Annotated in this window: 26 protein-coding genes; 19 read left to right on the plus strand and 7 right to left on the minus strand. The window is 39.5% G+C overall.

The window, feature by feature from the left end; genetic code table 11:
* Positions 1 to 16: 16 nt before the first annotated feature.
* On the minus strand, positions 17 to 466 hold the full coding sequence (locus GMJ66_RS06785) for an Hsp20/alpha crystallin family protein (RefSeq protein WP_231514843.1): 450 nt from the start codon (positions 464 to 466) through the stop codon (positions 17 to 19).
* Positions 467 to 701: 235 nt separating this feature from the next.
* On the opposite strand from GMJ66_RS06785, the gene GMJ66_RS06790 reads away from it, so the two are divergent.
* On the plus strand, positions 702 to 1,499 hold the full coding sequence (locus GMJ66_RS06790) for an ABC transporter ATP-binding protein (protein WP_156289568.1): 798 nt from the start codon (positions 702 to 704) through the stop codon (positions 1,497 to 1,499).
* 166 nt (positions 1,500 to 1,665) lie between these two features.
* Positions 1,666 to 2,409: a sulfite exporter TauE/SafE family protein gene (locus tag GMJ66_RS06795; protein ID WP_156289569.1), complete on the plus strand. Its 744-nt coding sequence runs from the start codon at positions 1,666 to 1,668 to the stop codon at positions 2,407 to 2,409.
* Positions 2,410 to 2,647: 238 nt separating this feature from the next.
* Here GMJ66_RS06795 and GMJ66_RS06800 read toward each other — a convergent pair whose 3' ends face one another.
* Positions 2,648 to 2,908, minus strand: coding sequence for a DUF3006 domain-containing protein (locus tag GMJ66_RS06800; RefSeq protein ID WP_197046625.1), 261 nt, complete (start codon positions 2,906 to 2,908; stop codon positions 2,648 to 2,650).
* A 65-nt stretch (positions 2,909 to 2,973) separates the two neighbouring features.
* Positions 2,974 to 4,296, minus strand: coding sequence for an MBL fold metallo-hydrolase (locus GMJ66_RS06805; protein WP_231514844.1), 1,323 nt, complete (start codon positions 4,294 to 4,296; stop codon positions 2,974 to 2,976).
* Positions 4,297 to 4,560: 264 nt separating this feature from the next.
* Here GMJ66_RS06805 and GMJ66_RS06810 point away from each other — a divergent pair, with 264 nt between their 5' ends.
* From GMJ66_RS06810 to GMJ66_RS06830, 5 genes are all read left to right on the plus strand, one after another.
* Positions 4,561 to 4,902, plus strand: coding sequence for a DUF3006 family protein (locus tag GMJ66_RS06810; RefSeq protein WP_197046626.1), 342 nt, complete (start codon positions 4,561 to 4,563; stop codon positions 4,900 to 4,902).
* 70 nt (positions 4,903 to 4,972) lie between these two features.
* Positions 4,973 to 5,833 carry an HAD family hydrolase gene (locus GMJ66_RS06815; protein WP_156289573.1) on the plus strand — a complete coding sequence of 287 codons (861 nt, stop codon included), beginning with the start codon at positions 4,973 to 4,975 and terminating at the stop codon, positions 5,831 to 5,833.
* 251 nt (positions 5,834 to 6,084) lie between these two features.
* Positions 6,085 to 7,458 (plus strand): S8 family peptidase, encoded by a 1,374-nt coding sequence (locus GMJ66_RS06820; RefSeq protein ID WP_156289574.1) that lies wholly within the window; start codon positions 6,085 to 6,087, stop codon positions 7,456 to 7,458.
* Positions 7,459 to 7,762: 304 nt separating this feature from the next.
* Complete coding sequence (locus GMJ66_RS06825) at positions 7,763 to 8,434, plus strand: hypothetical protein (protein WP_156289575.1); 672 nt, start codon at positions 7,763 to 7,765, stop codon at positions 8,432 to 8,434.
* Positions 8,435 to 8,573: 139 nt separating this feature from the next.
* Positions 8,574 to 9,290, plus strand: a complete 717-nt coding sequence (locus GMJ66_RS06830) for an abortive infection system antitoxin AbiGi family protein (protein WP_156289576.1) — start codon at positions 8,574 to 8,576, stop codon at positions 9,288 to 9,290.
* Between the two features lie 71 nt (positions 9,291 to 9,361).
* On the opposite strand, the gene coaW is transcribed toward GMJ66_RS06830, so the two are convergent.
* Positions 9,362 to 10,162, minus strand: coding sequence for a type II pantothenate kinase (coaW, locus tag GMJ66_RS06835; protein WP_197046627.1), 801 nt, complete (start codon positions 10,160 to 10,162; stop codon positions 9,362 to 9,364).
* A 227-nt stretch (positions 10,163 to 10,389) separates the two neighbouring features.
* Here coaW and GMJ66_RS06840 point away from each other — a divergent pair, with 227 nt between their 5' ends.
* Together GMJ66_RS06840 and GMJ66_RS06845 are read left to right on the plus strand one after the other, a co-directional pair.
* A complete protein-coding gene (locus GMJ66_RS06840; RefSeq protein WP_407939205.1) occupies positions 10,390 to 11,043 on the plus strand; it encodes a 5-bromo-4-chloroindolyl phosphate hydrolysis family protein in 654 nt (217 codons plus the stop codon).
* A complete protein-coding gene (locus tag GMJ66_RS06845) occupies positions 11,040 to 12,197 on the plus strand; it encodes a toxic anion resistance protein (protein WP_156289579.1) in 1,158 nt (385 codons plus the stop codon). Before GMJ66_RS06840 ends, GMJ66_RS06845 begins: the two co-directional genes overlap by 4 nt.
* 222 nt (positions 12,198 to 12,419) lie before the next feature.
* Here GMJ66_RS06845 and GMJ66_RS06850 read toward each other — a convergent pair whose 3' ends face one another.
* Complete coding sequence (locus GMJ66_RS06850; RefSeq protein WP_231514845.1) at positions 12,420 to 12,788, minus strand: hypothetical protein; 369 nt, start codon at positions 12,786 to 12,788, stop codon at positions 12,420 to 12,422.
* An 812-nt stretch (positions 12,789 to 13,600) separates the two neighbouring features.
* Between GMJ66_RS06850 and GMJ66_RS06855 the strand changes: the two genes are divergently transcribed.
* The 8 genes from GMJ66_RS06855 (at position 13,601) to GMJ66_RS06890 (ending at position 22,186) form a co-directional block, all read left to right on the plus strand.
* Positions 13,601 to 14,833: an NRAMP family divalent metal transporter gene (locus GMJ66_RS06855; RefSeq protein ID WP_156289580.1), complete on the plus strand. Its 1,233-nt coding sequence runs from the start codon at positions 13,601 to 13,603 to the stop codon at positions 14,831 to 14,833.
* A gap of 47 nt (positions 14,834 to 14,880) precedes the next feature.
* Positions 14,881 to 15,606 carry a 5-oxoprolinase subunit PxpB gene (pxpB, locus tag GMJ66_RS06860; RefSeq protein WP_156289581.1) on the plus strand — a complete coding sequence of 242 codons (726 nt, stop codon included), beginning with the start codon at positions 14,881 to 14,883 and terminating at the stop codon, positions 15,604 to 15,606.
* Between the two features lie 5 nt (positions 15,607 to 15,611).
* Entirely contained in the window at positions 15,612 to 16,379 is a 768-nt protein-coding gene (locus tag GMJ66_RS06865; RefSeq protein ID WP_156289582.1) for a LamB/YcsF family protein, read from the plus strand.
* A 1-nt stretch (position 16,380) separates the two neighbouring features.
* A complete protein-coding gene (locus GMJ66_RS06870; protein WP_156289583.1) occupies positions 16,381 to 17,337 on the plus strand; it encodes a 5-oxoprolinase subunit C family protein in 957 nt (318 codons plus the stop codon).
* A 37-nt stretch (positions 17,338 to 17,374) separates the two neighbouring features.
* Positions 17,375 to 18,154: a putative hydro-lyase gene (locus GMJ66_RS06875; protein ID WP_156289584.1), complete on the plus strand. Its 780-nt coding sequence runs from the start codon at positions 17,375 to 17,377 to the stop codon at positions 18,152 to 18,154.
* Positions 18,155 to 18,906: 752 nt separating this feature from the next.
* Complete coding sequence (locus GMJ66_RS06880; RefSeq protein ID WP_156289585.1) at positions 18,907 to 20,085, plus strand: hypothetical protein; 1,179 nt, start codon at positions 18,907 to 18,909, stop codon at positions 20,083 to 20,085.
* Positions 20,086 to 20,097: 12 nt separating this feature from the next.
* Positions 20,098 to 21,330, plus strand: coding sequence for a metal-dependent hydrolase family protein (locus GMJ66_RS06885; protein WP_156289586.1), 1,233 nt, complete (start codon positions 20,098 to 20,100; stop codon positions 21,328 to 21,330).
* 472 nt (positions 21,331 to 21,802) lie between these two features.
* The gene (locus tag GMJ66_RS06890) at positions 21,803 to 22,186 is read left to right on the plus strand and encodes a hypothetical protein (RefSeq protein WP_156289587.1); all 384 of its coding nucleotides are present in this window, start codon (positions 21,803 to 21,805) and stop codon (positions 22,184 to 22,186) included.
* A gap of 368 nt (positions 22,187 to 22,554) precedes the next feature.
* Here GMJ66_RS06890 and GMJ66_RS06895 read toward each other — a convergent pair whose 3' ends face one another.
* Together GMJ66_RS06895 and GMJ66_RS06900 are read right to left on the minus strand one after the other, a co-directional pair.
* A complete protein-coding gene (locus GMJ66_RS06895) occupies positions 22,555 to 22,722 on the minus strand; it encodes a hypothetical protein (protein WP_156289588.1) in 168 nt (55 codons plus the stop codon).
* Between the two features lie 64 nt (positions 22,723 to 22,786).
* Positions 22,787 to 23,656 carry a LysR family transcriptional regulator gene (locus GMJ66_RS06900; protein ID WP_156289589.1) on the minus strand — a complete coding sequence of 290 codons (870 nt, stop codon included), beginning with the start codon at positions 23,654 to 23,656 and terminating at the stop codon, positions 22,787 to 22,789.
* A gap of 174 nt (positions 23,657 to 23,830) precedes the next feature.
* Here GMJ66_RS06900 and mmgD point away from each other — a divergent pair, with 174 nt between their 5' ends.
* The gene (mmgD, locus tag GMJ66_RS06905; protein ID WP_156289590.1) at positions 23,831 to 24,934 is read left to right on the plus strand and encodes a citrate synthase; all 1,104 of its coding nucleotides are present in this window, start codon (positions 23,831 to 23,833) and stop codon (positions 24,932 to 24,934) included.
* Positions 24,867 to 26,399: a bifunctional 2-methylcitrate dehydratase/aconitate hydratase gene (locus GMJ66_RS06910; RefSeq protein WP_156289591.1), complete on the plus strand. Its 1,533-nt coding sequence runs from the start codon at positions 24,867 to 24,869 to the stop codon at positions 26,397 to 26,399. Before mmgD ends, GMJ66_RS06910 begins: the two co-directional genes overlap by 68 nt.
* Positions 26,400 to 26,430 lie beyond the last annotated feature (31 nt).

Consider the following 26,430-nt stretch of genomic DNA (forward strand, 5'->3'; position numbering starts at 1 on the left):
CAAATCCATGTATAAACTATTCATCAATATCAATAAACTTACGATTAGAATTTCTTTTTGGAATAACCACTTTGAGCAGACCATTTTTAAAAGATGCTTTAGTTTCTTTTTCAGGGATATTAAATGGAACAGTAATGATGCGCTCTTTACGCTGAAAGGACTCCTGTTTGCTGTAATAATGTTTCTTTTCATCTTTCCCTTCAAAGCTATTCGTATCCTCTACTGCAATCTTTAAGCGGTTACCTATGATTTCCAGTTTAATTTGATCGCGGCTATATCCGGGTAGTTCTGCTTTTACCATAATATCTTTTTCTGTTTCATCGACATCCACATGGAAATTGCCTAATTTAAAATTAGTATTCAGATGTTTAAAGGATTCATTAAACATGGAGTCCATTTTGCGCATAAAATCATGAAGTGGTGTCATATCAATGTCAAAGCCTTCTGGAAAATTTCCTTTTTTCAAAACCCACACTCCCCTTTCTATCCTTTTTTATATTTTTACATTATGCATGAACAGAATAGAAGGTATGGGTACTTGCCCTTATGCGAATCACTCATTTGACATTTTTCAACAAAAACCGGGAAGTGACAGGCACCGAGCACCAAAAAGGCGCCAAAAAATATAGAAATGCAGGAAATTTCCTAAGATGTATCGAAGTAATTATTAAATTGCTTTGTAAAGAAAGGAGATTATACAGTTGGAAACCGTAATAGATATCGTGGATGTTTCTTGGAAAAGACAGGGGCAATTCATTCTTTCGGACATAGATTGGAAAGTATGGAAGGGAGAGCATTGGGCATTATTGGGACTGAATGGTTCAGGAAAAACGACGCTGCTTAATATGATTAATGGATATATATGGCCGACGACTGGAAGAGTATCTGTGTTAGGACAAGTTTTTGGGGAAACGGATATGCGTGAACTGCGAAAATCAATTGGCTGGGTCAGTTCATCACTTCAGGAACGGCTTCAGGAAACTGCGACAGCGGAGGAGATTGTCGTCAGTGGAAAGTTTGCATCGATTGGGCTGTACGAATCGACAAACGATACCGATTTTGAAAAAGCCTATCATATTATGGACCAGCTTGGCTGCAGTCACATAATCGGTCGTACATACCAAACTTGTTCACAGGGGGAAAAGCAAAAGATCTTGATTGCCAGAGGACTAATGGGTTCACCGGAACTATTAATTTTGGATGAACCAACAAGTGGACTCGATTTTCTTGCCCGTGAAGACCTGCTGTTGGTCGTTGAAAACTTAGCAGCCCAGGACAATACACCTACGATTATTTTTGTAACTCATCATATAGAGGAAATCCTACCGGCATTTTCAAAGAGCTTGTTGCTTCGTGAGGGATCGGTGTTTAAAAAGGGCTACACGAAAGATATTCTTACAACCGACACCCTTTCTAAATTTTACAGCACACCAGTCGAAGTCGAACGGAAAAACAACCGCTTCTTGATGTCGGTGCCTGTCACTTCCCGATATTTGTAGAATATTGTCGAAGGGTGAGGGGTTATGTGATGTTTAGCTCCATGTCGTTTTTTCTGATTATTAATAGTTAGTTTTCAGTTTAATTTTAGATTGATATATTTCCAAAATTAAGTAACAATGAAATGAGATTCCTATTTTCATAACTTCAAGAGAATGGAGCATACATATGTTTGATTTATCTGTCGTGGAATGGCTAGTCGTCATTTTATGTGCGACCTTTATCGGATTTTCTAAATCAGGTCTGCCAAACATGATTATATTGGTTGTAACCATTATGATGTTTGTCTTTCCTGCCAGAGAATCGGTTGGAATTTTACTTCCTATGCTGCTTGTTGGTGATTGCTTTGCGATTTTCTATTATCGAAGACACGTTGTTTGGAAATATCTAATATCTCTCATTCCATGGGTCTTAATGGGGATCGTTGCCGGGTATTTTGTGTTAGACATCATAAACAGTGCACAGCTGGAGCCGTTAATTGGAATGATTGTTTTAGCCATGATTGGATTGCATTTATGGCGTGATAAATTAGGAGAAAAATTTAATGAAATGCTTCCGAAATCAAGGATATTTACAGGAACAATGGGGGTATTAGGTGGATTTACCACAATGGTTGGAAATGCTGCCGGTGGGGTGATGGCCGTCTATTTGCTTGTCAAAGGCTTGCCTAAAACAGAATTTGTAGGAACATCCGCCTGGTTTTTCTTATCTGTAAATATTATTAAAGTGCCTTTCTACCTTCAATTGGGATTAATTAATCAAGAATCTCTTGTATTCAATGCTTGGATGGTGCCAGCAATTATAATCGGAGCGTTAATTGGAGTAAGATTATTACCACTCATACCACAAAAAGTATTCCAAACATTAATTCTGGCATTAGCAGCCTTGGGCGGAATCAATCTGCTGTTTTAATTTGGCGCTCCATTTGAGTGCCGATTTTTAGGTGCCTGTCACTTCCCGGAAAAGCTCGAAATTTGTCGAAGTGATGAATTAAAAAAGCCGTTTCCATTCTAAAGAAAGGAAAGCGGCTTTTTACATTCAAACATTCGACATTCAAACATTCGAGCGATTTCGACAAAACTCAGGAAGTGACAGGCACCCCATTGAACCCATGCATCCAGTTCCCAGTGCTCCAGCGCGGGCACCCAGCTTATTTCCTGAATTTGCTTCCTTTGCTCTTGGACCGGAGTTTTGCCATTAAATCAGAGGATTTTTGTGAATCACTCATCGTTGCGTGCTCATCAATCGATACAATCTCAAATTTATCATCTTTTTTCTCTAGATTGAAATACGTATTTACCATACTGCCTTCAGGTAGTTTCTCGCGAGGAACTACCATTTCTTCCTTTAGTTCTTCTATGAGGATCACGGCATTGTTACCTTCAAAACGGTCTAGTACACCTTTTATCATCATTTATCATTCCTTCATCATTAGTTATCGACAAAAACCGTCAAAATCCGGGAAGTGACAGGCGCCTAACATGCTAGGCCTTCGTTTTTGATGTCGTCTATTCTTGCTGGGCCGATGCCATTAATTCGCGATAAATCATCGACGGATTTAAATGGCCGTAATTGAATTAATTCCTCTGCTCTGGCTGGCCCAATGTGGATAATGTTCTGTAGCTCTTCTACAGATGCTTCATTAATATTAATACAGGAACCTGCTGAAGCACTACCGCTATTCTCACTCTTTTCATTGCTAGTAGTATTACTCGAATCGCTTTCCGACGTGGAAGAGGAAGAGTCTCCTGAAGATGTACTTTCAGATGAAGCCCCCGAGCTTTTCGGACTAATCGTACCATCTTCCTTTGTAGCAATACTAAATTCTTTCCCATCTGTTGTTACTACAATGGTTCCGTGAACATCGGTTCCATACAGTTCCATTCCCTTATCCTGAATAAGTGAAACAACTTCCGCACTGGGATGTCCATAACTATTATTTTCCCCGGCACTGTAAATTGCAACGGATGGATTCACTGCATCAATAAAGGAGGAGCTGCTCGATGTCTTGGAGCCATGGTGTCCAAGCTGAAGGATATCCGCGTCAAGCTTCATGCCACTTTGAATCATTTCCTGTTCGCCAGATTTTTCTGCATCTCCCGTAAAAATGAAGCGGACGTCGCCATAAGTAAACTTCAAGGAAATCGATTCTTCATTTGCCTTGCCGGAAATATTTCTTGGGTACAAAACGTCAATCTCCATTGGCCCGATTGCAAATTCCTCGCCCATTCTAGGTTCATGGTAATCCGCATCACTGTTTATCACAGCTTCAATAGCGTTTTGGAAGGTTTTAGAAGAGCTCTCATTTCCCGACAGCCAAACCTCTCCTGTTTCATACGTACTCACAATTTCTGCCAGCTGGCCTATATGGTCGGCATCAGGGTGACTAACGACAATAAGATCTATATCAGATACATTCTGTGCAGCTAAGTAATTAACCACATCATTGCCTCGCCAATCCCCAGTGTCAAAAAGAATCGTATACGAATCCTCTCCATCCGAATACTGAAATAACGCCGCATCAGCCTGTCCAACATCAATATAGTGAACCTTTAGTTCATCCAGTGGGCCGCTGCTATTTTCCACGGCATCTTCAGGTGAGGAGGATTCCTCTGTTTCTGCCACATCTTTTGCAGGTTCCTCTTCATTTTCCTCTTCAGCCTTCTCAGATAAGGAAGAATCCTCTGCAACGGGAACTTCCCCACTCATATCTGCCTGATTCTGTTCTATATCCTGCCCACATCCTACCAAAAATACAGCCATGAGCATGGACAATAACAATCTTCTTGCCAAAATCATTCCCCCAAAATTAAAAAATTCATCACTATAAGAGTATCAAAACGTCGGAGAAATCGCTAGATAAGCAAGGAGTATTAATTTTTACAAATATAATAAAAAATTGCATTTTGCAGAGACTTTTATGTACTGTTTTTGCCTTTTCCCTGTTCAAAAAAGTAAATATGAGATCTATCCATGGTTTAATTTTTAAAAATAGCCATTTGCATGATTTTCCGAGTCTTGCCATAATGTGAAAAAAGATTTGAGGGAGCCGGGATGGAAGGGATGAAGAAAATGCTAGCAGCTCTATCATTGATTATTGTTGGAATCAGTTTTCTCCTACTGATTATGCAGTCATTTCAACATTTGCAACAAACATCTTTACATACAATCCACGTGAAAGGAGTCATCGACAGATATGAGAACAGTCTGGCTGTTATTCTCGTGGAAGAACTGGAGGAAGAATTTATTGTACCAAAAGAGGAATTGCCAAGAGGGAGTACTGAGGAAATGTGGTTGGATATTTCCGTAAGTAAGAAGGAGTTTGAAATCATTTCTATCCAGGAAGAGACAACAGAACATGAAAATAAACGTGTAGGAGAATTACTGAAAAGGCTGCAGGAATAACTTTATATTCAAATTAACCGGGCCCATCTGTATGGTATAGTAAACATAAACACTAACAGGAGGAATACCATTGAAACTAATCGCAATAGATTTAGATGGAACTTTATTATCAGATAAAGGTACAATCAGTATGAAAAATCGCGAAATGATTCGGCTTGTGCAAGATCAGGGACATGTCGTGTCGATAGCATCCGGGAGATCACTACATGATACCATCGAGATTTTAAAAGACGCGGAAATTCAATGTCCAATTATCGCAGGAAATGGTGCAATTGTATATCAAAAAGGTGAAATACTACAAAATCTTTATTTGCCAGCTGAAATAATTAAAGAGATGATGGACATGTTGGAAGAAATGGGACTCTATTTCGAACTTTATACAAACCAGGGCGTTTATATTGAAGAAAAAGGAAGGGATATACTAACGAAAGAAGCAAGAAGGATACATGAAAAAAATGATGATTTTCCAAGGGAGAAGGCCAAGCATATGATTGACCTGCAATTTCAGCAAAAAGGCTTTGTATCGGTTAAAGAATATCGTACATTGGATTACGCTCCACTAGAGATTTATAAGGTTTTCGTTCTTTCATTTGATCATGAAAAGCTATCGAAATTAAGTAACCTCCTTCAGCATCGAAAAGACATTTCCCTAACAACCTCTGGAAAGGAAAAGCTGGAAATTGGGAATCCGGGAACAAGTAAAGGAAATGCTCTGCAATTTTTGGCCAATCATCTCACTATTCCGCTAGAAAATACAGTTGCAATTGGTGATAATGTAAACGACCTCTCCATGTTTCATGCTGCAGGGACAAGCATTGCGATGGAAAATGCGGAGGAAACCGTTAAAAAGCAGGCAGCCTATGTAACGAAACGCTATGATGAGGATGGAGTTGCATATGGTCTGGAAAGGTATATTGCGATTGGTTTATAGGCGTATCCCTTTTTATTAGTGAGGAGGCTCACGGTTCTCCCGCGGAAGGCGAAGTGTATTTCCGGTGCGGGGGAAGGTAACTTATGTCACAGTTCATATCTGCTTCTAATCTTAAAACAACAATACGTACGACATTATCAGCTGAAATTTTACCTTTTGTAATCAATTTTTAATCATATTTCAACAGTACCCCCTACAAATAATGTTAGAATAGAAAAAACAGACAAATTTAGACAAAGGGGTAAAGGGAATTGTCGAAAAGGAATTATATATCGCTATTGGTATTATCAACTATTTTAGTGGGAATCTATCAACCTATTTATGCAATGGATAGAAATGATGTAGAAGTCATTATAGGTTATGAAAATGAGGATGGAAAACAGTCTATTCTGGAACATAGCAGTGAAGTAGAATATCAATTTCAACACTTATCTGCCATGTCTGTGTTGATAGATAAAAACAGAGCATCAGAGCTGTACGACAACCCGAATATTTCATACATAATAGAAAATCAGGTAATGGAACTGTCTGTTGGTGATCAGATTACCGAGGTTCCAGTGATGGAGGATGTACATGAAACCGAGCACTGGAATATCGATCTGATTGGTACGGAGAAAGCATGGCTGGAAGGAGCTACTGGTAAAGGGGTGAAAATAGCCATTATTGATACGGGAATTTCCCCGCATTCTGAGTTAACGATTGAAGATGGGATTTCAACGGTGGAATACACGGATGAGTGGATGGATGACAACGGGCATGGAACACATGTTGCTGGAGTAATTGCCGGAAAACGCGATGACCATGGAGTAGTTGGCGTTGCACCCGATGCCAGTCTTTATGCCGTGAAAGCACTGGATGAAAACGGGGAAGGCAATCTGGATGATGTGCTGGAAGCCATCGACTGGGCGATTGAAAACGAGATGGATATGATTAATCTTTCATTGGGAACAGAAGTAGAGAGTCCCTTACTGGAGGAAATCGTAAATAAAGCCTATGAAACTGGTATTTTAATCGTTGGTGCCAGTGGAAATTCCAGTAATACAAATTCGGTGATGTACCCAGCCAAATATGAAAGTGTCATTGGCGTTTCTGCCGTGGATGCAAGATTAAAACTGGCTTCTTTTTCATCAACCGGCCGGGAAGTAGAATTTTCTGGACCAGGATTAAACATTTTCAGCACTTATTTAAATAATTCCTATGGTATTGCTAATGGCACGTCACAGGCTGCCCCGCATGTAACTGGTATGCTTGCATTACTGAAAGAAAAGCATCCGGAAATGTCCCATGTAGAGCTTAGGGAAGAACTGGTTCAACATGTGCAGGATTCGGATGAGAAGGAATCCACCAGTTCCGGTCATGTTCCGTCGACAGAAAGGAACAGGCTTTCCATGGACGATGCCGACGAAAGGAAAATAGTTGAAAAAGCTCAAGAAGAGGAAACGTCGAATAAAACGATAAATAGTGAATTAGAAAAAGATGCTTCATCAAATGAGGAAAAGTCGTCTGATACGGAAAATAATACAGAGGAAACCGGTCAGGATAAGAATTTCTTTGAAAACATGATCGACTTTATCGGAAAAGTAATTGTATCGATTTTTACTTGGATAGGCGGACTGTTTCGTTAATATCGGCATTTTAAGGCTGCTAATACTTCTGTAGTTAGCAGTCTTTTTTCACGTTAGCAAAGTATAAAATTTTAGCAAAGAAGTAGTATCGGCGTAGCTAAAATTTTAAGGTCCTAAGTATAAGAAAAACTGGCTCATTCGCTAAAAGACGAGCGAATCCGAGTTTTTGTAATGCATGTCGGAAAAGTCATACATCGTTCAGAATGGTTCTACCACTTTAGTGTCACTTTCGTACAAAAGCTTTGCAGGATATTCTGAATATTCGTCGAACACATTAATGAAACGGGAAAGTGAGGCGACGAAGATGATTGCATTAAAAAATGTGTACCATAAAGTAAGGGAATCTATGTCCAAAGAAGCAATTGACTTGGCGATTCACGGTGAGTCAGTGGATGAATGGCAAAGGCTTTCCTATCCAGTGATTACGAAGCAATTTGAAAATTTAGCTGGAAAACATTCCAAAAAAGCATGGGTGAAGCGATTGGCCTATACGTATTCCTGGCATCCACAAACCCCAAGTTCAGTTACACCAACGCCAATGAAAGAGAATTTTAGCACACTGGAAAAGAAATTTTTTAATGCCAGTCTACGAAAAGTAAAATTGATGGAAACAGAAGAAGATGAAAAATTAATTCGTTATAAAAAGAAGCTGCATGAACTCAGTGAATTTATTGTTCCTATTGGTTCTCTGATATACGGTAAAGAGGAAATAGATTATCAGCTGTCATCCGTTTCCAAAGTATTGCATTTTATGTTCCCTAATTTATTTCCACTATTTGATCGCAAGGCCTGTGAAACGGTATTTGGTTCTAATTATCAATCATACAGCAGATATTTTCGCTATATCAGTGCATTTCGTACGTACCTTCAGGAAGGCGAAAATGCTGAATATGTAATCAAACAAGCAGAAAAAGAAGGCTTGTCTCCTCTATATGTCATGGAATTGGCATTATACGCGGATAGAATGAAGAGCTAAAACGAAGTAACGAGCTAAAGTTTAGCACCCAATCATTCGACAACATTCATCAAATTCCGGGAAGTGACAGGCACCACAATGGGCCACCACATATTTTTCTCTTTTTTGGTTAAAATATGAGCTAAAAAGGGGAAATTTGATGGAGCTTATCCAAAGATATGTTTCAAAGGAGCTGACTCATTTTGTTGGTCGTCATCAGCCGAAAAATGAACGTTTCGATTTACTGATGGATATCATTAAAAGTGGTTGGCTGCTTCATAAGAAAATTCCGGGGGATATTAAAATTAACACAGATGCAGAGGGTTTGGAGGATATTGTTACACCTGGGATTACTTGTTTTGCAGATATTCCTATTAACGATTTATCACTTCATATGGAAAAATACAGTAATTTTGGGTTAGCGTTTAAAAAGGATTTTCTTGTGGAAAAGGGCGCGAATCCGGTGTACTATATTGCCACAAATGGAGTCATACAGGAGTCAAACTCCAAACAGGAAAAACATAAACAAATAAGGGAAGGCTATTTTAAAGAACATATAAAAGGCTATTTTTCATTAATGGAAGAAATAAAGGAGGAACTATCCAAAAAGGGTAAAAACGAATCTGATCTTCTTCCATTACTAAACGAACTGGATTCCTTTTTAATTGAACATATCTTTGCTTACCTTAAACCGTTTGATGCATCAAAAACGGATGCAGACGAAGACAACTACTATTTGGAAAGGGAATGGAGAATCGTTGGTGATGTTCCGTTTTCACTTAATGATATTACGAGAATACTGATTCCAGAACGATATGGGAAAAAGCTTCGAGAAATGCTGCCCAACTATTATGGGCAGATTTCATTTACTGAGTAAAGCAACCCTATCCCTACACAAGTATAAAAATTCGACAAAATTCAACAAAAACCGGGAAGTAACAGGCACCACTAAAGAAGGGTGCCGATTGCTCCTGCGTATGGCCCTTTTTCCAGGAAGATGGGTTCGTATGACATCATACTTTGGAAGCCGCTTAACACTTCCTTTAACGGTGTGTTTCCGTTTAGAGTACTTCCAACAAAGACAATTTTCTTAGCATTTGCTGCAGCGGCAGCTTGAGCAGCAAGGGAAATAATTGTTTCGCCAAGTAATTGAATGAGGGCCGAGACATGGTCTTCTACTCTTGCTTTCTCGTTCCAATGTGCTTTTCCGAAATTTGCAGCGGTTAAGTCCCCGGGAATAGGCGGTTCGTCAGGGGCATAAATATCCTTGACAAGTAGATCACTATTTTGATTGGATCCCTTTTTCGCCAGTTCAATCAGATGATTATAATCATTTCTGCCCGTAATCAATGATCCTAGCCCCATGAGGGTTCCACCACCAATACCACTTCCGAGTACGCGACTGGAGTTTTCCGAAGTAACGTGAAAAACCGATGTACCGGTACCGATACTAACGAGAATAAAGTCCTCATCAAAATGAGGAGAATTTTCCTGTAAAAGAAATCTAGTTCCTTTTGTAACGGCTTCAAATTCTTTTACTATCTCGGCATGCTGGTTCACAGATTTTTTAATCGGCCCGCTCTTCCCACCTGTTAAGTATAGTTTTGCATTTGGCTTTATCATTTGCAGCCAGTGTAAAAGCTTTTCCATTTCATGATTTCCATATGCTTTGAAGTGAAACTTGCCTTTTTCCTCATAAGCAATTTTAATTAAAGAACCACCCGCATCAATCCCAATTTTCTCAGCCATCATGCATTGTCCTTTCCCACTCTATTTTTCCAGTACGTAACATGTTATATTAACCAATACTCTATCATATGCTTACTATTTTGACAATTAAAGGGAATGCTTCATCACGGTTGGCATTCCACTAGTAAATTCATTAAAATAGAGATAGATGAAACCTTTTAGTGAATTTCATCGTATTAAGAAGTAAATAGATGAATCCTTTACGAACAGAAGGATTTTCATAGGAGATGATAGATTTGAAGGCTTTTTTTCAATTTATAGTACAGTCGATATTAGCCTTCCTTGCTATGGTAGTGACATGGCTCATTAGTTTCCTAGCGATGGAACAAACTTTTTTCCTCTCAAGCTTGTTTGCATTGTTTGGAGGGGGAGTGGTGTTCATTGCTGTGAAGGAAATCTCCCATACAAGATTTGTACGGAGGAATGGTTTAACTCGCAGGGAGTATAAATATATCGGAAAAAATCTAAAGGAAGCGAAAGATAAAATTTCCCGTCTGCAGCGAGCGTTAATGAGTGTCCGCAGGATTGACCAAGCGAAACAGAACTTAGAAATAATCCGTACCGTTAAAAAAATTTACATGAACACGAAAAAAGAGCCGAAACGATTTTATAAAGCAGAAGGGTTCTATTATGATCACCTCGATTCCCTTGTGGAGTTAACAGAAAAATATGCCTTTTTATCCTCTCAGCCGACAAAATCAAAGGAAATACAGGATTCATTGCGTGATACCCGGATAACACTGATTGGCTTAAAAGAATCGGTAAAAAAAGATTTATATATCATGCTCGATGATGACGTGGATACACTGCATTTTGAAATCGATGTAGCTAAAAATTCAATCAATCGAATGAAGAAAAATGACAGGAGGATGTTTAAATGAACGAACAAAAACGTTCAGAGGAATTCAATGATTTAGTAGCCAATCCTTTTGGACAACGGGGAGAATCCTTAGCGGAATCTGACGTCACAGAAGCCAAACAGGATGAATTAAAAAAAGTCATCGACGTTTTGCCTGATGTGGACAAACAAAAAGCATTGGAAATCGCTAAACAAATTGACCACCAGAATCAACAGTCGATTAGTACGTATGGCACAGAGGCTCAATCCAAGCTCCATGACTTTTCCCATTCGATGCTGGAACATGTAGACAACAACGATGTGTCAGAAATTGGCGGGATTTTAAAAGATTTGATGAAGAAATTGGAATCCGTTAACCCGGATGAGCTCAAACCGGTAAAGCGCGGGTTTTTATCGAAAATGTTTGGAAAAGTATCCAGTACTGTTAATGAAATCCTCTCGAAATATCAAAAAACAGGTTCCCAGATTGACCGGATCAGTGTGAAATTAGACCGTAGCAAAAATGCGCTAATGAAAGATAACAGCTTACTGCAGCAGCTGTTTGATAAGAATCGTGATTTTTATGATGCGTTAAATATTTATATTGCTGCAGGAGAAGTGAAGCTGGAGGAATTGGAAACAACCGTTATTCCAGAGTTAAAACGTAAAGCAGAGCTTAGCCAAAATCAGATGGATGTCCAGGAAGTAAATGATACGATACAATTTGCGGAGCGGTTGGAGAAGCGAATGCATGACCTGAAGTTAAGCAGGCAGATTACGATGCAAAGTGCACCGCAAATTCGTTTAATTCAAAATACCAACCAGGCACTTGTAGAGAAAATCCAATCGTCTATTTTAACTGCTATTCCACTTTGGAAAAATCAGATTGCCATTGCCCTGACTCTTCTTCGCCAGCGGAATGCAGTGGAAGCGCAAAAACAGGTTTCGCAAACAACTAATGACCTGCTTAGTAAAAATGCGGAAATGCTTAAAACGAATACGATTGAATCCGCCCGGGAAAATGAACGGGGACTTGTCGATATAGAAACATTAAAGAAAACACAGGAAGATTTAGTTTCAACCATCGAAGAAACATTGCAAATTCAATCAGAAGGCCGTCAAAAACGTCAGCAAGCCGAAAAAGAACTACAAGGCATGGAAACCGAACTAAAACAAAAACTCCTCGAACTCCGGTAGGGTGCCTGTCACTTCCCGGATTTTGTCGAATGGTCTAAAAACTGTTAGCTATGAGTGTAACGGATTCGGTTTTGAATTACAAAATAACAATTAGAAGATATATTCACAACAGATTTAGTAACCAATTTGACCAGGAAAATCAGAATATATTTAACATAGAAAAACGCTTAGAGCTGAAAGAACTCCAAGCGTTTCTTTTTATTGCCTTATTCCATTAAAGCATCATATTGCTTGGTAAGTATTTAAGACAATTTCCAAGCGGGAATTAGGGAGTGAAACTGAAAAAAGTAACTTACTATAATGTGAATTATTGTGTATAAAACTAAAGTTGTAACATAGGGTAAAAAACCAAATATGTAATGGTTGATTTAAAAACAGAAATAGTAATAACATTCCAACTGGAAATGGCATCATTACAATTAACCATTTTGGTGCACCTATCTGTTCTGTAATAGCTCCAATCGATACTACGGAAATTCCAATTATCAGGGCTTTCCAAATAGATATTGCATTTGTGATTAAACTGCTTCCAAAAAAATATGATAAAGCTGTTAGCAATATAGCAATGGTAAAGCTGATAATATAACTCATAGAATCCCCCTTTTTGAATAAATAATTCAAGACATTATTGCCATAATAAAAAATGTTCTGTTTCTCCAATAAATCTTCCCTTTTAGTTTAAGAACAATTTTTTACAATCTCTATGATTATTTTGATATAATCATCCATTTTACCTGCTCTTTTCTAGGTGAAATTAGCACAATAAATGGAGATTATTTTAGCAACCGAATTATACGGTTGACAAGAATTTGTGTCATCTCGTTAAAACAAATGCTAATTAGGGTTTTATTTTGCTCTATTTTGTATATAAACGTTGCTAAAACAACAAAAATAAGCAGTCCAATTTATATGCGAATTAAACTGCTAAAAGCATCGCTATTTAATATTTTGTACTCTTAAACCTAACCCGTTACTATGAGTGCTAGCAGTTTTTTTATGTTAAAAAGAGAATAATATGGCACGGTATATATATACTGGAATTTAAATAGTAGCAAGCTTTTATAAATTCGTTTAAAATGAACTATACCTCTAAAATTCGTAAAAGTCCAAATTCAACACAAGCTATGTCGCAAACAAACAGTTTTTCTTTTAAGACGAACACAGTCTCAACATAGAGACATTAGGAATTATTTGCTCATCAGGAATTCGCAGAAGAAGAATGATAGACAATTAGTCCCCTACATCCGGGACCTTCTTTCTTAAATACTAGTATCAGCCTGATAGCATATAAAATCGTGTTACACTTTTAAGTAAACTCTTTTGAACCAACATTAATCCAAGAATACTTCCTCTAAGATAGGAAAATATAACAATATTAGTTTTGTTTTAAGGAGAGATTTCGGATGTCAGGTAAAAATAAAGATACCAATCAAACATTACGATCACCTAAGGAGCAAAAAGGTAGAAATCGTGTACTAATTGGGGCAGCATTTTTAATGGCAACCTCTGCTGTTGGACCGGGTTTTTTAACGCAAACAGCTGTGTTTACCGAAACCCTTTTAGCCAGTTTTGGTTTTGTCATCTTGGCTTCGATTTTATTAGACATTGGGGCACAGCTTAATGTCTGGAGAATAATTGCTGTTTCAGGAAAGCGTGGACAGGAAATTGCCAATGCAGTCGTGCCCGGATTAGGATTTATCGTCGCTGTGTTTATCGTCATAGGTGGGCTGGCGTTTAATATTGGAAATATCGGTGGTACAGGACTTGGCTCCAACGCGTTACTCGGAATAGACCCGAAAATTGGAGCGGTTATCTCAGCAGCTATTTGTATTTTCATCTTTCTATCCAAAGAAGCGGGAGCAGCGATGGACCGGATTGTTAATATTCTCGGTGCTATTTTGCTTGTATTGATTGCCTATGTCATGTTTGTAAGTCAGCCACCTATTGGAGAAGCAATCCACCGTACATTTGTCCCTTTGGAGCTAGATTTCTATGCGATTATTACGATTGTCGGTGGAACTGTTGGCGGATATATTACCTTTTCAGGTGGACATCGATTACTAGATGCAGGAATTCATGGGAAAGAAAGTATTCCTGAGGTAAACAGAACGTCGGTAACGGGAATTTTGGTAGCTTCTTTAGTGAGAATATTACTATTTTTAGCGGTATTAGGTGTTGTATATGCTGGGGTAAGTCTTGATCCGAACAATCCCGCAGCAACTGTTTTTCAGCATGCAGCAGGGGATATTGGTTACCGCCTGTTCGGGCTGGTGCTATGGATTGCAGGAATTTCATCCGTTATTGGAGCGGCATATACGTCGGTTTCCTTCTTACGGACCTTCCATCCAAAGATTGAAGAACATTATCGTTATTGGATTATCGGATTTATTCTTTTCTCAACCGTTGTTTATGTGCTAGTTGGTCAGGCAGCCACCCTGCTTGTACTTGCCGGAGCTGTAAATGGTCTGATCTTGCCTTTAACACTAGGCTCTATTCTGCTTGCGGCTCATAATAAAAAAATCATCGGCGATTACAAGCATCCAGTATGGCTGACTGTTTTCGGCACAATAGTTGTAATTTTAACGGCGTACCTTGGGATTCAGACATTGATTCAAATGGTACCGCAGATCTTTTAACAATTAAAATTATGGAGTAAATTTTTGAAGAATACGGTGGGGATACAATGTTTCAAATAGAAGCTTTTGGAGACAAAGGAATCAGAGTACAGCTTGGGAAAAGCATTTCCAAGGAAACAAATGAACGAATCCGCAATTTCTCCTGGTTTCTGGAAAAAGAAAACATACCTGGCGTGATGGAATGGATTCCAGCCTATACAACGGTCTCCATTTATTACGATCCATACTATATATCCTACGAGTTATTAAAAAAGCGGGTTGCGAGCTTAAAAGATAACTTGTCCAGCGTGAAGCTGCCCCCTGCACAGGTTATCCAGCTGCCTGTTTATTACGGGGGAGAACTAGGGCCGGATTTGAGCTTTGTAGCAAAGCATCATCATTTGACAGAACAAGAAGTGATACGCATCCATACAGCGACGGACTATCTTATTTATATGATGGGATTTAGTCCGGGATTTCCTTATTTAGGCGGGATGTCGGAAAAAATTGCCACGCCGAGACTGAAAGAACCACGCTTGAACATACCTGTTGGGTCGGTTGGTATTGCAGGTTCACAAACAGGAGTGTATTCGATGGAAACGCCTGGTGGATGGCAAATTATTGGTAAAACACCTGTGAAGCTGTATGATCCACAAAGAGAAACTCCTATCCTGCTTCAGGCTGGAAATTATGTCCGGTTTGTTCAGGTAACCGAAAAGGAATTCCAAGAGATAGAAAAGCAAATAGAGGATGGAACCTATGAAGTCCAAACAGACCTCTACCAAGGAGAGTGAAAGATATGGGGGAAAATTTCGTCGATTTAAACAGTGATTTGGGAGAGAGCTATGGTCCATATAAAATTGGCCAGGACGATTTAGTAATGAAATACATCACATCCGCTAACATTGCCTGTGGTTACCATGCAGGGGATCATAATGTCATTTATCAAACGGTAAAAAAGGCAGTAGAAAATCGGGTTGGTCTCGGTGCCCATCCGGGTTTCCCCGATTTGCACGGATTTGGCAGAAGACCTATCCATGTCGATGCAAACGAATTATATAATCTCATTGTCTATCAGATTGGGGCAATCCAAGCTTTTTCAAAAATAAATGATCATACACTTCAGCATGTGAAACCACATGGGGCACTATATAATATGGCTAGTAAAAACGAGGAAATGGCACATGTGATTGCCCAGGCTGTTTATGATATCGACCCAAAACTCATCTTGTTTGGTCTTGCAGGGAGTGAGTTAGTTAAAATGGGGAAAAAGGTTGGCCTAAAGGTTGCAGAAGAAGTGTTTGCCGACAGAACTTATCAGCCCGATGGTACACTTACTTCAAGAAAACAAACAAATGCGATGATTACTGATTCTGACGAGGCCGTTCACCGTGTCATCCGTATGGTTAAAGATGGTAAAGTGGAAGCAGTGGACGGGACCGATATTCGAATCACAGCAGATACGATTTGTGTGCATGGAGATAGTCAGAAGTCTTTGGAATTTGTGATAAAGCTGCAGGAAGGTCTGAAAAACAACGGAATTATCATGAAAAGAGTAGGGATGTAAAGTGGTAAATGACGTAATCAAAGTAGAAAAATCCGGACTATCTACTTCCATTCAGGACCTTGGTCGTACCGGGTACCAGCAATATGGCGTGGTAGTTTCAGGGGCAATGGATGTGTTTGCACTCCAGGTTGGAAATTTACTTGTTGGAAATCCAAGAAATGCAGCAGGGATTGAAGCAGTGATCATGGGGCCGAAGCTGAACTTTCTAAAAAACACCGTTATCGCCGTTTGTGGGGCAGATTTATCTCCAACACTGGATGGTAAGGAAATTCCGATGTGGACTTCCATTTTTGTTGAAACAGGTCAGTCCTTATCATTTGGGAAGCCTAAAAATGGTGCCTATACATACGTGACAGTTGCAGGTGGTATCGAGACACCGGTTGTTATGGGAAGCAGATCTACATATGTAAAAGCAGCAATTGGGGGGGGTGAGGGGAGATGTCTGCAAAAAGGTGACGTACTTAAAGCAGGAAAAATGGAAACTGTCCAGTTTAAAGAAAAAAGCTTATCACCTGAACTAATCCCATCCTATGAGACGCATCCCAAAATAAGGGTTATCCTTGGGCCTGACGAAAAAGCTTTTACAGCATCCGGCATCGAAACGTTTCTATCGGAGAAATATAAAATCACCACAAAAACTGACCGGATGGGAGCACGGCTGGAAGGACCTAAAATAGAGCATATCTCAGGAGCAGATATCATTTCAGACAGTATTTTTCCCGGCACCATACAAGTTCCAGCCAATGGCCAGCCGATTATTCTTCTGGCAGACCGGCAGACAACAGGTGGTTACACGAGAATTGCCAATGTCATTTCCGTTGATTTTGCCAAGGTTGCACAAAGCTTGCCTGGAACAGAACTGGAATTTGAAGCTGTCACTGTGGAAAAAGCGCAGCAGCTTTATGTGAAGCGGGAGAAAATATTGCGTCAGCTTAGTATTGGTGCAGGAGTTTATTGAAAATGGTTTATATTTTCAAACATAGGAGGCGAGCATCATGAGCAACACCACTTCAGAAATCCGTAAAAAGATTCGAACCGGAGAATGGCAGAAACCAACCACAGGATTAGCACCAGGATATACGCAGACCAATGTAGTTATTTTACCGACAAAATATGCATATGACTTTCTATTATTCTGTGTACGAAATCCAAAAACCTGTCCATTAATTGAGGTAACCGATGAAGGATCACCAGTCCCGAAAAAGACAGCCCCCAATGCTGATATACGAACCGATATACCAAAATATCGAATTTTCAAACAAGGTGAACTTGTTGAAGAAGTAACGGACATTAGCACCTACTGGCAGGATGATTTTGTTTCCTTCCTGATTGGATGCAGTTTTACATTTGAAAAACCTCTACTGGATAATGGAATTCCGATTCGTTACATTCAAGAGAACAAAAATGTATCGATGTACCAGACAAACATCTCCAGTGAACCTGCGGGGATTTTTCAGGGACCAATGGTGGTGAGTATGCGACCGATGAAGCCGGATGAAGCGATTCGTGCTACTCAAATCACTTCCAGATTTCCTTCCGTTCATGGGGCGCCTATACATATTGGAGACCCTGCAGCAATTGGAATAAAAGATATCAATCAGCCTGACTATGGTGATCCAGTAACCATTTACGATGGTGAAGTTCCTGTTTTCTGGGGCTGTGGAGTCACCCCACAGGCAGCCGTCATGGCAAGTAAAACGGATTTTGTTATTACTCACGCTCCTGGGCATATGCTGATTACCGATGTAAAAGAAGAGGCACATGCGGTTATTTAGTTATTGCCGTTTATAGGAATGGATCTTTTCGCAGGTTTTTTTATTACTGTAGTTGATATAACTTCCGAATCACTTTAAAGAAAAAGGGAATGTGAACAGAGGGGACGAAGTGGTTGAGATTGAATAGTAAGTCAAAGCAAAGAATCTTGAAAATCAATATATGTTTGCTTTTAGAAAAGAAATTTTTATACTTCAGGTAAGCATAAAATTTTAGCCGAAAAGTGGTTCCAGCGTAGCTAAAATTTTAACGTCATAAGTATAAGCATGTGTTTAAATTGAGAATGAAAGGGACCGGATTTAGGAACACCCTCTATAGAGGCTGGGACACAACTAAACTATTGTCCCGCCCTCATTTTTGTATCGTCTACTACTACCTTTTCCTCTTTTTTTATTTGAAAGTGTCATTTAGCAAAACATGGGTAGTGTTTTTATTCAAAAAAATTATTCCAAAAAAACAAAAAAAATGCGGGGATTATGTAACCGATTTAATTAGCGATATATTGCATATTTGGATTGAATACACACTTGGTAATTTAGCTGAAATTATTGAAATAGTAACTAATTATCTGATAAAAAAGGGTGGACAATGGTCATATGCGGTGATATATTAATGTCTAGCACTATCAAATTCGACAATAACTGACACGTTTCGCAGGATGTGCTAAGTCTGAGCTTAACTGAGCAATTAAAACGATAGAAGATTTATAGTCGGAAAATTACTTATTTTTTAACCAACAAGAGGAGGCATAAGGATGTTAAGTAATCCGCTTATCGCTACAACATTAATTTTTGCACTAATCGCACTAGGAGAATGGCTGTCCATTGTGACAAGAGCACGAATTCCCATGCTGCTTACCGCCATGGTAGGGTTTTTGGTTCTTTCCTGGACAGGCATTTTTCCAGATAATATATTGGAGGTTTCGCAGTTTGCTGCATTAGGGGCGATTTTAATTGCTCCAGCTATCGTGCATATGGGGACATTAATCCCGTTTTCCTTGCTGAAGAGTCAATATAAAGCGGTTCTTATTGCACTAGGTGGGATGGTTATTTCCGCAATCCTAATATTATCGATTGTACCTATATTATTTGATTACCCTACAGCAGTTGCTGGGGTTGGACCAGTTAGTGGGGGAATTATTGCACTCATTATTACATCTGAGAAACTAATTGAAATTGGACAAGCAAGTTTAGTAGTAATTCCTGCCTTAATTGTTGCATTTCAAGGTGTAGTGGGAATGCCATTAGCATTGAACATCATGCGTAAATATGCTGTCAAACTGCAAGCGAAAATGGACAATGGTACATTCGTAGCTATGGCCGATGAAGCTGCTGCAACAAAAGAAGTACAGGCTACGGCGGAAGAAAAATCAGAAAGCCCATTAAAATCCAGTATGACTTTAAAATTATTCTATGTGTTAGTTGGTGCCGCAATTGGTACTGTACTTGGAGAACTGACTGGAATTAATTATACACTATGGTGTTTAGCTATTGGTATTGCCGGTCTTAAATTAGGCTTATTGGAAGAAAGATCATTAGAAAAAGCAAACTCCTTTACGATCACGATGATTGGGATTATCTTCGTAGTTATCGGAACTATGGCAGATGTAACACCAATGCAAGTAGTGGAAAACCTACCAAGCATCATCTTGATTTTAGTATTAGGTACGCTAGGCCTGGCATTTGGCGGGTATATCATGTCGAAACTTCTGAAATGGGATCCATTAAAAGGAATGCCTGTCGCGTTAACGGCATTATTCGGATTTCCTGGAGACTACATCCTTTGTGAAGAAGCAAGCCGAAGTGTAGCTAGAAATAAACAGGAAGAAAAAGTTATCTTTGACGAGCTGTTGGCACCAATGTTAATCGGTGGATTTACTACAGTAACGGTCGCATCGGTTGTCATTGCGGGGCTGTTAGTGAACACATTGTAAGGGGGAAACAACATGACAAAGACACTTTTTAAAAATGGACTAGTCATTGACGGGAATGGTGGACAACCGTTGAATGATGCAGTGGTTGTCACAGAAGATAACCGGATTGTCTATGTAGGTCCTGAAACAGGGTATACGCAAACTGGAAATGAAACCGTGGTGGATGCTAAGGGAGGAACCATCCTTCCAGGTTTTATTGATGCCCATGTTCACATGATGATGGAATTTTCACCTGTATCTGAAAGGCTGGCAACTCCATTTTCATTCATGTACTATCAAGCGGAAAAATATTTAGAACGAACACTGCATGCGGGAATTACCTCTGTGAGGGACGCACTTGGTACAGACCTTGGTGTGAAAAAGGCAGTGGAAGATGGCCTGATTTCTGGTCCAAGACTACAGCTAAGTATTAATGCACTGACCATCACTGGCGGTCATGGTGATGGCTATACCGTGTCTGGAAATACATTGGATCTTCTTCCGTCTGGTTATCCGGGAATGCCTAGCGGAAAATGTGATGGCGTAGAAGAAGTTCGGAAAAAGACACGTGAAATGCTTCGTGCCGGTGCAGAAGTTATTAAAGTACATGCAACCGGCGGGGTGCTAAGTGCCACAGACCATCCGGAATTTACACAGTTCTCTTTAGAGGAATTGAAAGTGATGGTGGAGGAAGCTCGTTTCCGCAAAGGCGTGAAAGTGATGGCACATGCTCAAGGAGCAGAAGGAATTAAAAATGCGGTCAAAGCAGGAATTCATTCAATTGAGCATGGCATTTTTATCGATGACGAAGCGATTGAATTGATGCTGGAAAACGGAACCTACCTGGTACCAACCTTGCTTGCTCCGGTAGCTGTACTGGAAACAGCGAAGGAAACAGGGATGCCAGATACAGCGGTTGAAAAAACCAAAGAAGTGATTGAACAGCATCAAACCAGCATTGCCAAAGCTTATAAAGCTGGCGTGAAAATCGCCATGGGAACCGATGCTGGTGTCATGAAACATGGTACGAACTTACGGGAGCTCGGATTAATGGCAGATATTGGAATGACTCCAATGGAAACCATCGTTGCCTCCACGAAAACAGCAGCCGAATGCTTAGGCTGGGAAAATCAAGTCGGAACATTGGAAGCAGGAAAACTTGCTGATATTGTTATTGTAAAAGGCAACCCACTAGAAGATATCTATTCCCTAGCAGATAACAACACAATACAAGTCGTAATGAAAGATGGGAAAGTGGAGCTATAGGTGCCTGTCACTTCCCGAGCTTTGTCGATTTATGTCGAAGGTGAAAGTAATGCAAAAAGGTCAACATTTTTCCAACAGCTGTTGTTGGGGGTGTTGACCTTTTGCGTATGGTGCCTGTCACTTCCCGAATTTTGTCGAATTTTATTTGGATTATAGGGTCAATATTTCTGTTTTAACTGGAAATATTGACATTTTTTGAAAGATAAGAAAGTATAAAATTTTTGCATTGATGTCTAGCTCCAGCGCCCAGCGACTAGCGAGACTTCCCTCACCTCCGTACGATAAGTCAACGTCGACTCCCATACGCAGAGGAAGCATGAACACGCACTTGTATAAAAATATCGTAGGGAATTATGGAAATGAAAAGCGGGTATGACAATTTCTGAACCTTTTCTACAAATTCACATTAACTAAACAAAGTAAATTGGTTAGGTTATGGTATACTAATACTATATTGAAGGAGGTGTAATGTATGAGTGATAAATTATTAGAACAAATTTTATTAGAAATAAAGGAACTAAAACAGGGCCAGGCTGGAATGCAGCAAGAAATAACAGAAGTGAAGCAAAGCCAGCAAGGAATGCAGCAAGAAATAACAGAAGTGAAACAAAGCCAGCAAGGAATGCAGCAAGAAATAACAGAAATCAAGGAAGAACAGAAACTGACAAACCAAAGATTAACCAATTTAGAATCCAAACAAGCTGTGATATACGAACAGACTGCACATCTATCCGAATACTACACAGAAATGCACTCACGTTTTGATAATCTCGCGACGAAAGAAGACCTCGAATATATTGATACGAAATTGGGAAAACATGAAAGAGAAATATTTAAAATAAAAAATAATGTTTAATGAAACCTGATACTTCCTAAATATATAGAATGTTTTAGCCTACCAAAAATTAAAAACGGTCAACATTCATTTATTGTGCATTAAACAACCTCTTTTAAAATTACTTGTTTTATGTTGACCTTCTGTATTTTCGTTAAATAATATCCCGCATTATCATCAATACTTAAAATATTGTTAAAGACCTCCTCCAATAGATGCAGCAATATAAGGTCTACCTTCGTGTGGTCCGCTAATAGGACAACTTTTCGCAACTATGGCGGTTATAGGATACTACCAATTATCATCTCAAAGTGTCGTATTTTATTTTTATATTAAACGCTCAGGCTCGTATAAAAATTATCCAAACCTCTTATTAAAACACACGAGGATTACACCAAAACGACCGAGGTCAGCCTCATACGAGCAATCCCGGCAACAAAACGCGCGAAGTAGGTATCTAAACGGCAATCGAGACACATACCAAAACGAGCGAGTCCAGCCCCAAAAAGAGCAAGGACCGCAACAAACTGTGCAAGACCCACATCAGTAACTACCAAAGCAAGCCCCCTTTCAAAAAGATTCCCTTAAATAAAACAGTCCCCCATTCTTTAGCTCCAGCATCTATAACGTTTTCACATCCAATGTCCGAATAAATTCAATAAACGCACGCACGATATTCATTTCCAGTGATTCGGCATGATAGTACATCCATGTTTTTCGGGTTATCGGTTCACCAGAAGAATGATAGATTGGTTTGATGATCAGCTCTGGATAAGGTCGAACGACTAAGTTGGATAGTATCGCATAACCGAGACCATTGATGACCATTTCCTTACATGTTTCCACTTGATTCACTTCAATATTAATGTAGGGATTCTGGCTATAATGATTGTACCACCAGCCGTCTACGATATTTTTCATCAACCCGTCAGTAAAATAATCAATCCGTGGTAGGGAGGGCAGTTCTTCCCATTTGAAATCCCATGGTGAAGCAACACATATTTCCTCTTCATATAATAGTTCTTTCTTTTCCCTCCAAGGATAATCCCCTTTGATGAAACTGATATGTACATCGTGATTTAAAATCAGACGATGCATTTCACTGCTCCAGCCTGTCACGACCTGGCATTCAATATTTGGATACTTCTGTTTAAACAATCGTAACAGCTTTGGCATTTTATTTAAGGCAAAAAAATTAGATACTCCCACACGGAGCGTACCAGAAACTTCATTTTTCATATTGTTAATCTTTTCTTCGATGTTTCGCTGTTCATACAGCATTTTTTTCGCGTGAAGTGCCAGCTCTTCCCCTTCTGGAGTAAAGGTAATTCCCCGTTGCTTTCTTATAATGATTGGTACCCCGTAATATGTTTCCAATCGCTTAATTCTCGATGTTAACGTTGGCTGCGATAAAAATAATTGCTTTGCCGCCTGTGTAATGTTCTCGGTTGCATACAAGGACGCAAGCATTTTCCAGTCTTGATAGTCCATTCGCCAGTCTCCTCTGATATAGAAATAATCTATGGCTGATAATTAAAATTAAGTATTTTATTAATTTTTAGTATAATTATATAATTAAATTATAGTCAAATAAAGGGGAATTTTCTATTAAGTTGATGAAACGATTATTTTCCAGCGCTAATACATAAATAAAGGAGGATATTTATGAAAACAGAGGAAACGTATGTACCGGGTTTGGCAGGGGTAATTGCAGCAGAAACTTCCATTTCACTTTTGGATACCGAACAGGAAAAAATTATTATTCGGGGACATGACCTGATCGATTTATCGAAAAAGTATCAATATGCAGATGTTGTTCACTTATTATTGGAAGGACAGCTTCCTACACCTTCAGAAAGAACGAGATTGTCTGAACGTTTAAAGGAAAATTATGACATTCCACAAGGTGTGTTTAACGTATTTCAGTTATTGCCTGAGCAAACGCATCCAATGGACGGGCAGCGTACAGGAATTTCAGTATTAGCTGGATATGAGGATAATATCGATGACAGGTCGATAGAAGCGAATAAAAAAAGAGCCTATCAATTTCTAGGAAAGCTTCCGACAATTACGGTAAACAGCTATCGGATGATAAATCGGGAAAAGCCAGTATACCCGAGACCGGATTTAGACTATAGTGCGAACTTTTTATACATGATTACCGGCGAGGAACCGACCAAACAGGAGGCAGAGATTTTTGACCGATCCCTGCTCTTATACAGTGAACATGAAATGCCTAATTCGACATTTACGGCAAGAGTGATTGCATCAACTCAATCCGATATTTACGGAGCTTTAACTGGTGCGGTCGCATCCTTAAAAGGAAATCTTCATGGTGGGGCAAATGAAGCTGTCATGTACATGTTAAGGGAAGCGAATTCAGTTGGTGAATTTGAAGAACTTCTCTATAAAAAGCTGCAGCAAAAGGAAAAAATTATGGGATTTGGTCATCGAGTCTATATGAATAAGATGGATCCAAGAGCATTAGTGATGAAGGAATCATTAAAACAATTATGTGATCAAAAAGGAGATCATTTATTGCTTGAAATGTGTGAAGCCGGAGAAAAACTGATGGAACGGGAAAAGGGCCTTTATCCAAATCTTGATTATTATGCAGCACCTGTTTATTGGTTGCTCGGTATTCCAATTCCGTTATATACACCAATCTTTTTTAGTGCAAGAACGGCCGGCTTATGTGCCCATGTCATGGAACAGCACGAAAATAACCGGCTTTTCCGACCACGGGTTCATTATACTGGCGAACGTTAGAAATAATAATGGGAAGGGAAGGATACAATTGATTAACGTCACCGATCAAAAAAAAGTAGATACAGTAATAGAGGAAATTACAGATTACGTATTAAATAAAGAAATAACAAGTGAAGAAGCATTTACTACGGCTCAATATGTACTCATGGATACACTTGGATGCGGAATTTTGGCATTAAATTATCCGGAATGTACGAAATTGCTTGGACCAATTGTTCCTGGTACGATGGTTCCTGGAGGCACTCGGGTACCTGGGACTTCGTATGTTCTTGATCCTGTTCAAGGGGCATTTAATATTGGTGCGATGATTCGCTGGCTCGATTATAATGATACATGGCTGGCAGCGGAATGGGGGCATCCATCTGATAATTTAGGAGGAATTCTTGCCGTTGCAGATTATCTCAGTCAAGAACGAATTAGAAAAGGTCAGGAACCGTTAACCGTACAAGATGTGCTGGAAGCGATGATTAAGGCTCATGAAATTCAGGGTGTGCTGGCTTTGGAAAACAGTTTGAATCGTGTTGGTTTAGATCATGTTCTCTATGTAAAAATTGCAACAACGGCAGTCGTAACAAAGCTGCTTGGAGGCGGACGTGAAGAAATCAATAATGCCTTGTCCAATGCGTGGATTGATAACTCCAGCTTGCGTACGTATCGTCATGCACCAAATACAGGATCAAGGAAATCATGGGCAGCAGGAGATGCAACGAGTAGAGGTGTTCGCCTAGCGATGATGGCAATGAAAGGGGAAATGGGCTATCCGTCTGCTTTATCAGCGGAAGGATGGGGATTCCAGGATGTTCTTTTTAACCATCAAACGCTAACATTGGCTCGTCCGCTTGATAGTTATGTGATGGAAAATGTATTGTTTAAAGTTTCCTATCCGGCGGAATTTCATGCGCAAACTGCTGCAGAGGCTGCTGTTCAGCTTCACCCTGATGTCAGCAACCGTTTGGATGAAATCGATAAGATCACGATCACAACACATGAATCGGCTATTCGAATTATTGATAAAAAGGGTCCATTAAATAATCCAGCTGACCGGGATCACTGCATCCAATACATCACAGCGATCGGACTGCTCAAAGGAAATATTACGGCAGAGGATTATGAGGATGAGGCAGCTTCTGATTCTAGAATTGATGCACTAAGGGAGAAAATGGTCGTTACAGAGAATAAACAGTACAGCAAAGATTATCTTGACCCAGATAAGCGCTCGATAGCCAATGCCGTTCAAGTTCATTTTCAGGATGGTACATCAACGGAAAACGTGGAATACCAGTATCCATTAGGGCACCGTTTTCGTCGTAAAGAGGCGTTTCCGAAAATTGAGCAAAAACTCTCTGCTAATCTTGCTACACAATATACAGTGAAACAGCGCAGGAAGGTGGAAGAAGTGGGCTTTGACTATGCGAAACTAACAGGAATGAGTATCAATGATTTTATGGAATTGTTCATTCCTTAAAATGGATATGGAGATCGTTTAATAGGAGGGA

The sequence above is a fragment of the Oceanobacillus salinisoli genome (assembly GCF_009733865.1).
In the GTDB taxonomy this organism is placed as follows: domain Bacteria; phylum Bacillota; class Bacilli; order Bacillales; family Amphibacillaceae; genus Oceanobacillus; species Oceanobacillus salinisoli.